4 protein-coding genes and 1 pseudogene are annotated in these 6,480 nt (G+C 63.1%); 3 read left to right on the forward strand and 2 right to left on the reverse strand.

All coding sequences use genetic code 11. The annotated features are described in order from the left end of the window. Positions 1 to 34: 34 nt before the first annotated feature. The 3 genes and pseudogenes from GIW04_RS26400 to GIW04_RS26410 all read left to right on the forward strand — a co-directional run. Positions 35 to 1,288: pseudogene (locus tag GIW04_RS26400) on the forward strand (efflux RND transporter permease subunit); the annotation flags it as partial. Next, positions 1,278 to 2,447 carry an efflux RND transporter periplasmic adaptor subunit gene (locus tag GIW04_RS26405; protein ID WP_120248850.1) on the forward strand — a complete coding sequence of 390 codons (1,170 nt, stop codon included), beginning with the start codon at positions 1,278 to 1,280 and terminating at the stop codon, positions 2,445 to 2,447. The pseudogene GIW04_RS26400 and the gene GIW04_RS26405, both read left to right, overlap by 11 nt. Continuing rightward, complete coding sequence (locus tag GIW04_RS26410; protein WP_034134297.1) at positions 2,431 to 3,846, forward strand: efflux transporter outer membrane subunit; 1,416 nt, start codon at positions 2,431 to 2,433, stop codon at positions 3,844 to 3,846. The genes GIW04_RS26405 and GIW04_RS26410 overlap by 17 nt, the downstream gene beginning before the upstream one ends. Positions 3,847 to 3,973: 127 nt before the next feature. On the opposite strand, the gene GIW04_RS26415 is transcribed toward GIW04_RS26410, so the two are convergent. Next, complete coding sequence (locus tag GIW04_RS26415) at positions 3,974 to 5,257, reverse strand: Zn-dependent hydrolase (protein WP_003192274.1); 1,284 nt, start codon at positions 5,255 to 5,257, stop codon at positions 3,974 to 3,976. A gap of 145 nt (positions 5,258 to 5,402) precedes the next feature. Then, the coding region (locus GIW04_RS26420; RefSeq protein ID WP_236479348.1) for a cytosine permease at positions 5,403 to 6,480 on the reverse strand (1,078 nt) is incomplete at its 5' end.

A 6,480-nucleotide genomic window follows, 5' to 3' on the forward strand; every position in this document is an offset into this window, starting at 1 on the left:
TTCGACGGCAGCGCAAGATGGGTAAAAGAGACAGATTCAAGTCAGCTTGAAAACGCACCACGCGCCCACCGCCGACTATGTGAAAAAACTGCGCGAAGCCCTGCCGCAAAGTTTCCCCGGCAGCCACTTTGCGTTCCTGCCCGCCGACATCAGCAGCCAGATCCTCAACTTCGGCGCCCCCGCCCCGCTGGACGTCAAAATCTCCGGGCGCAATGACGCAGAAAACCGCGCTTATGCCGTCGAACTTGAACGGCGCTTGCAGCATGTACCGGGGATTGCCGACCTGCGTATCCAGCAGTCCACCGGCTACCCCTCGCTGCAAGTAAACGTGGACCGTATGCGCGCCAACGGCCTGGGCATTACCGAGCGTGATGTCACCAACAGCATGGTCGCCTCCCTCGCCGGCAGCTCGCAAACCGCGCCGACCTTCTGGCTCAACCCGGCCAACGGCGTGTCTTATTCCATCGTCGCTGCCACCCCGCAATACCGCCTCGACAGCTTGCCGTCCCTGGAAGCGCTGCCGGTGACGGGGGCAAACGGGCAGGCGCAAATCCTCGGCGGCGTGGCAACCATCTCCCGGGTACAAAGCCCGGCCGTGGTGACCCACTACAACATCGAACCGACCCTGGACCTGTACGCTAACGTGCAAGGCCGCGACCTCGGCGGTGTGGCCCGCGATGTGCAAAAAGTGCTGGATGACACGGCGTCCATGCGTCCCAAAGGCGCGACCATCAGCCTGCACGGGCAGATCGATGCGCTGCATGAGGCGTTCAGTGGTTTGAGCTTCGGGCTGCTCGGCGCGGTGGTGCTGATCTACTTGCTGATCGTGGTCAACTTCCAGTCATGGGCCGACCCCTTTGTGATCATCACGGCGTTGCCGGCAGCATTGGCGGGCATCGTGTGGATGCTGTTCCTCAGTGGCACCTCGTTGTCGGTGCCAGCACTCACCGGCGCCATCTTGTGCATGGGCGTGGCCACCGCCAACTCGATCCTGGTGGTGAGCTTCTGCCGTGAGCGCCTGGCCGAACATGGCGATGCGTTGAAAGCCGCGCTGGAAGCGGGCTACACACGCTTTCGCCCGGTGTGCATGACCGCCCTGGCGATGATCATCGGCATGCTGCCCCTGGCGATTTCCGAGGAGCAGAACGCCCCGCTCGGCCGGGCAGTCATCGGCGGCTTGATCTTCGCCACCATCGCCACTTTGTTGTTTGTTCCCGTGGTCTTCAGCCTGGTCCACGGCCGTCATCCTACTCGCGCAACTGCTGGAGAAACGCCCCATGTCGCCTGATCAAAAACCCTCGCGCAAGCGTCTGATGCTCCTGGGTGTCGGTGGCCTGACGTTGGCTGCCCTGTTGGTCGCCAGCGGCCTGCACGCGCGTACGCTGCACGAGCAATCGGTCACCGCCTGGACCGAAGCCGCCGCCGTCCCCCAGGTGATGGTGTTCCAACCCAAGCCAAACGCCGGCGGTGACACCCTACGCCTGCCCGCTCACCTGGAGGCGTGGAGCAAGGCGGCGATCCATGCGCGGGTCAGCGGCTACTTGAAGGACTGGAAAGTCGACATCGGCGCCCAGGTCAAGGCCGGGCAAATCCTCGCCGAAATCGACAGCCCCGACCTCGACCAACAACTGGCCCAGGCCCATGCGCGCCTGATCCAGCAACAAGCCAATGCACACCTGGCAGCCACCACGGCGACCCGCTGGCAAAACCTGCTGGCCAGCCATTCGGTATCGCGCCAGGACGCCGATGAGAAAACCTCCAATGCCGCAGCCGCCAAGGCCAACACCGAAGCCGCTGCAGCAGACTATGCGCGACTGTGCGCCCTGGAAAGCTACAAGACCCTTCGCGCGCCGTTCGCCGGCACCATCACCGCCCGTAACACCGACATCGGCCAGTTGATCAAGGCCGATAACGCCAGCGATCCGGAACTGTTCAACATTGCCGACACCCACCAATTGCGCTTGTATGTGCCGGTGCCGCAGAACTATGCAGCGGTCATCCATACAGGCCTTGAGGCCGAACTGACCGTCCCCGAGCACCCCGGCGAGCACTTCAAGGCACGTCTGATCGGTGACTCCACCGCCATCGACCGCCGCTCCGGCACCCTGCTCGCTCAGTTCGTCGCCGACAACCCCAACGGCGAACTGCTGCCGGGCGATTACGCCGAAGTCACCCTGCCGATTCCGGCTGACACCCATGGCGTGAGCATCCCGGCCAGCGCCTTGATCTTCCGCGCCCAGGGCACCCAGGTTGCGATACTGGACGGTCGCAACCATGTGCACCTGCAAGACATTCATATTGGCCTGGACCTCGGCGAGCGCCTGGTGATCGACCAGGGCCTGAAGCCTGCTGACCGTATCATCGACAACCCGCCCGACGCCCTGCGCGAAGGCGACCCGGTGCAACTGGCCGACGCCTCGGGAGGTGCCCATGCGCCCAAAGCTTAAGCCGCTGGCAGCGTTGGTGCTGCTGGCGTTGCAGGGTTGCTCGATGGCACCCAGCTATAAAGTGCCGTCGATTGACCTGCCCGCGAACTACCGTGAACAAACCAGCGATGGCCCTTGGCACAGTGCGCAACCGTCGGACCAATTGGCGCCCCAGTGGTGGCAGCTTTACCACGATTCGCGCCTGAATGCGCTGCAACAGCAACTGCTCAAGGCCAACCCGGACCTGGCCGCGGCGCTGGCGCACTTCGATGCGTCCCAGGCCTACGCCAGCCAATTGCACGCGGGCCTTTTCCCGCAAATCACCGCCAGCGCGCAACCGCTGCGCCAGCGTCAATCGGATTCACGACCGTTACGCGGCACTACACAGCCGTCGGTGTACAACAGCAATACCGCTGGGTTCTCCCTGGGATACGACCTCGACCTGTGGGGCAGAATCCGCAATCAGGTCGCCGCGGGCGATGCCCAGGCACAAGCGTCCTTTGATGATTTGGCGGTGGTGCGCTTGAGCCTGCAACAGCAGTTGGCGAGCCTGTATGTGCAGCTCAATGGGCTGGATGCACAAAGCAGGATACTCAACAGTTCACTGGAGGAATTCAGCCAGGCGCTGCAACTGACCCGCAGCCGTTATGAAGGCCAGATTGCGTCGGAACTGGACCTGACCCGCGCGCAAAACCAACTGGCCGAAGCTAAGGCACAGTTGGACGAAGTGCGTGGCCAGCGCAACCTCGTCGAGCATGCCATCGGTGCATTGGTGGGCGTAACGGCCAGTGATTTTTCACTGCCGTCCAGTTCGCAATTAATGGCGTTGCCAGGCATTCCGGCGCAGTTGCCCAGCCACCTGCTGCAGCGTCGCCCGGACATTGCCGCCGCTGAGCGTCGCGTGTTTGCAGCCAACGCGACTATCGGCGTGGCCAAGGCAGCCTGGTTTCCGGATTTCAGTTTGACCGGTGTGCTGGGCGGGCAGACCCAAGGCGTCGGCAACCTGCTGTCCGCCGGCAACCGGTACTGGGCGCTGGGGCCGCTGATGAACCTGCCGATCTTCGACGGCGGGCGCTTGAGCGCCAACGAGCGCCAGGCCAAGGCCGAGTTCGAGGAGGCCTCGGCACAGTACCGTAGCCACGTCTTGAAAGCCGTGCGTGAGGTGGAGGATAACCTCGCACAACTGCGAGACCTGCAGCAGCAAGCCGAGGACGAGCAAGCGGCGGCAGAGGCGGCGCAACATACCCAGGCTTTGGCGATGAATAGCTATCAGGCCGGGGCGGTGAGTTACCTGGACGTGGTCACCGCCCAAACCGCCGCGTTGCAGGCACAGCGAACGTTGCAGGCGGTGCAGACCCGGCAATTGCAGGCAAGCGTGGGACTCTTGACCGCACTCGGCGGCGGCTGGCAGCCGGGCTAATGACCTGCTGACTACTGATCGTTCCCACGCTCTGCGTGGGAACGCCGTTCAGGACGCTCTGCGTCTGCCCTTAAAATCGTGACGCGGAGCGTCACAGGGTTCATTCCCACGCGGAGCGTGGGAACGATCAGGCCGCGAGTTTGCCGCTGGCGATGGCCGCTGAAGCGGCTAGCATGGCGCGCAACAACACCGCACACCCTGCCGCCAAGTCATCCGGCGCGGCATTTTCGATTTCGTTGTGGCTGATGCCGCCTTCACACGGCACAAAGATCATCCCCGCCGGGCCCAGCTCAGCGACGAAGATCGCGTCGTGCCCTGCCCCGCTGACGATGTCCAGGTTCGATAAGCCCAAGCCATTGGCGGCATCGCGCACCGCCTCCACACAGCCTTTGTCAAAGTACAGCGGCGGGAAGTCCGCCGTGGGCTGCAGGTCGAAACTCAAGCCATGTTTGGCGCAGGTGTCTTCGATCACCTGGCGCACCTGGGCAATCATCGAATCCAGCCGTGCCGGTTCCAAGTGACGAAAATCCAGGGTCATGCGTACTTCACCGGGAATCACGTTGCGCGATCCCGGATACGCTTGCAGGCAGCCCACCGTGCCGCACGCATGGGGCTGGTGCGCCAACGCCGCCGCGTTCACGGCGGCCACCACCGCGGCCGCGCCGACCAGGGCGTCCTTGCGCAAGTGCATGGGTGTAGGGCCGGCATGGGCCTCAACACCGCGCAGCTTCAGGTCAAACCACTTTTGCCCGAGGGCGCCGAGCACCACGCCGATGGTTTTGTGTTCATCCTCCAGAATCGGCCCTTGTTCGATATGGGCCTCGAAATAAGCGCCGACCTTATGCCCGCTGACCGGCCGCGTTCCCGCATAGCCAATCGCGTTCAACGCCTCCCCCACGCTGACCCCATCGGCATCCACTTTGGCCAGGGTATCGGCCAGGGTGAACTTCTCGGCAAACACCCCTGAGCCCATCATGCACGGCGGGAAGCGCGAGCCTTCTTCGTTGGTCCATACCACCACTTCCAGCGGCGCCTCGGTTTCCACATTCAGGTCGTTAAGGGTGCGCAGCACTTCCACACCGGCCAGCACGCCGAAGCAACCGTCGAACTTGCCGCCGGTGGGCTGGGTGTCGATATGGCTGCCGGTCATCACTGGCGGCAGGTCGGGGTTGCGGCCGGGGCGACGCGCAAAGATATTGCCGATGCCGTCGATGGTCACGGTGCAACCGGCCGCTTCGCACCACTGCACGAAGAGATCGCGAGCCTTGCGGTCGAGGTCGGTGAGGGCCAGGCGACACACACCGCCCTTGGGGGTGGCGCCAAGTTTGGCCAGGTCCATCAGCGACTGCCACAGACGGTCGCGGTTGATGTGCTGATGGGTCGATTGCAGAACGTCGAGGGCAGCGTTCATGGGGGTCTCCTCAGGCTACAGGTTCTTATGAATTAACGCGGTCAACTGTGGGAGCTGGCTTGCCTGCGATAGCGGTGTGTCAGGCGACACGGCTTTAACTGATAGTCCGCTATCGCAGGCAAGCCAGCTCCCACCTGAACCGTGTTTACAACGGGGATTTGGCGCTGAGTGGACTGCTAGCGCGCTTGGCATTGAGCCCGTAATACAACACCCCGCCCAACGCCGAGCCGGTGAACCAGCCGTAGCTGTAGAACCAGCTGAACGCATCGCTGCCCAGCGACAGCAGCGTCAGCACCACCGGTACGCCAAAGGCGATAAAGCCGCTCCAGTTCCAGGCCGGGTACACGTCATCGCGGTACAGGCCGGCCAGGTCCAGCTGCTGTTTTCGAGTAATGAAGTAGTCCACCACCATGATCCCGGCAATCGGCCCCAGCAGGCTCGAATAACCCAGCAGCCAATTGGAATACACGGTTTCAAGACTCACGTCCGAGACGATCAGCCCGAGTTTTTTCAGCAGTTCATGGGCCATCAGTGCCAGCCCTACCAGGCCAGTGAGGATCACCGCCGTGGTGCGGTTGATCAGCTTGGGGGCGATGTTCTGGAAGTCGTTGGTGGGCGAGACGATGTTCGCCGCGGTGTTGGTGGACAAGGTCGCGACGATGATCAGCGCCATGGCGATGGCCACCCACACCGGGCTCTGGATATGACCGATCAGGCTCACCGGGTCGGAGACGCTGACCCCCACCAGTTTCACCGAGGCGGCGGTCATGACCACGCCGAGGGCGGCGAACAGGAACATGGTCAGCGGCAAGCCGAAGATCTGCCCCAGAATCTGGTCTTTCTGGCTGTTGGCGTAGCGGCTGAAGTCGGGAATGTTCAGCGACAACGTGGCCCAGAAACCCACCATCGCCGTAAGCCCCGCCATAAAGTAACCGGTGAGGCTTGCGCCTTCGGGGCGCTTGGGTGGGATCGCCATCAGCTCGCTGAGGGACACATTCGGCATCGCCCATACCAGCAGGCCAACTCCCACGGCGACCAACAGCGGCGCCGACAAGGTTTCCAGGCGCTTGATCGACTCGGCGCCGCGCAGCACCACCCATAGGTTCAAGCACCAGAACAGCATGAAACCGATCACCTCACCGGTACCGCCGAGGGCTTTCCAGCCGTCGAAAATCGAGCCTAAAAACAGGTGGATCGCCAGCCCGCCGAACATCGTCTGGATA

Source organism: Pseudomonas sp. PA-4-8C (assembly GCF_021606625.1).
GTDB classification, from domain to species: domain Bacteria; phylum Pseudomonadota; class Gammaproteobacteria; order Pseudomonadales; family Pseudomonadaceae; genus Aquipseudomonas; species Aquipseudomonas lactis.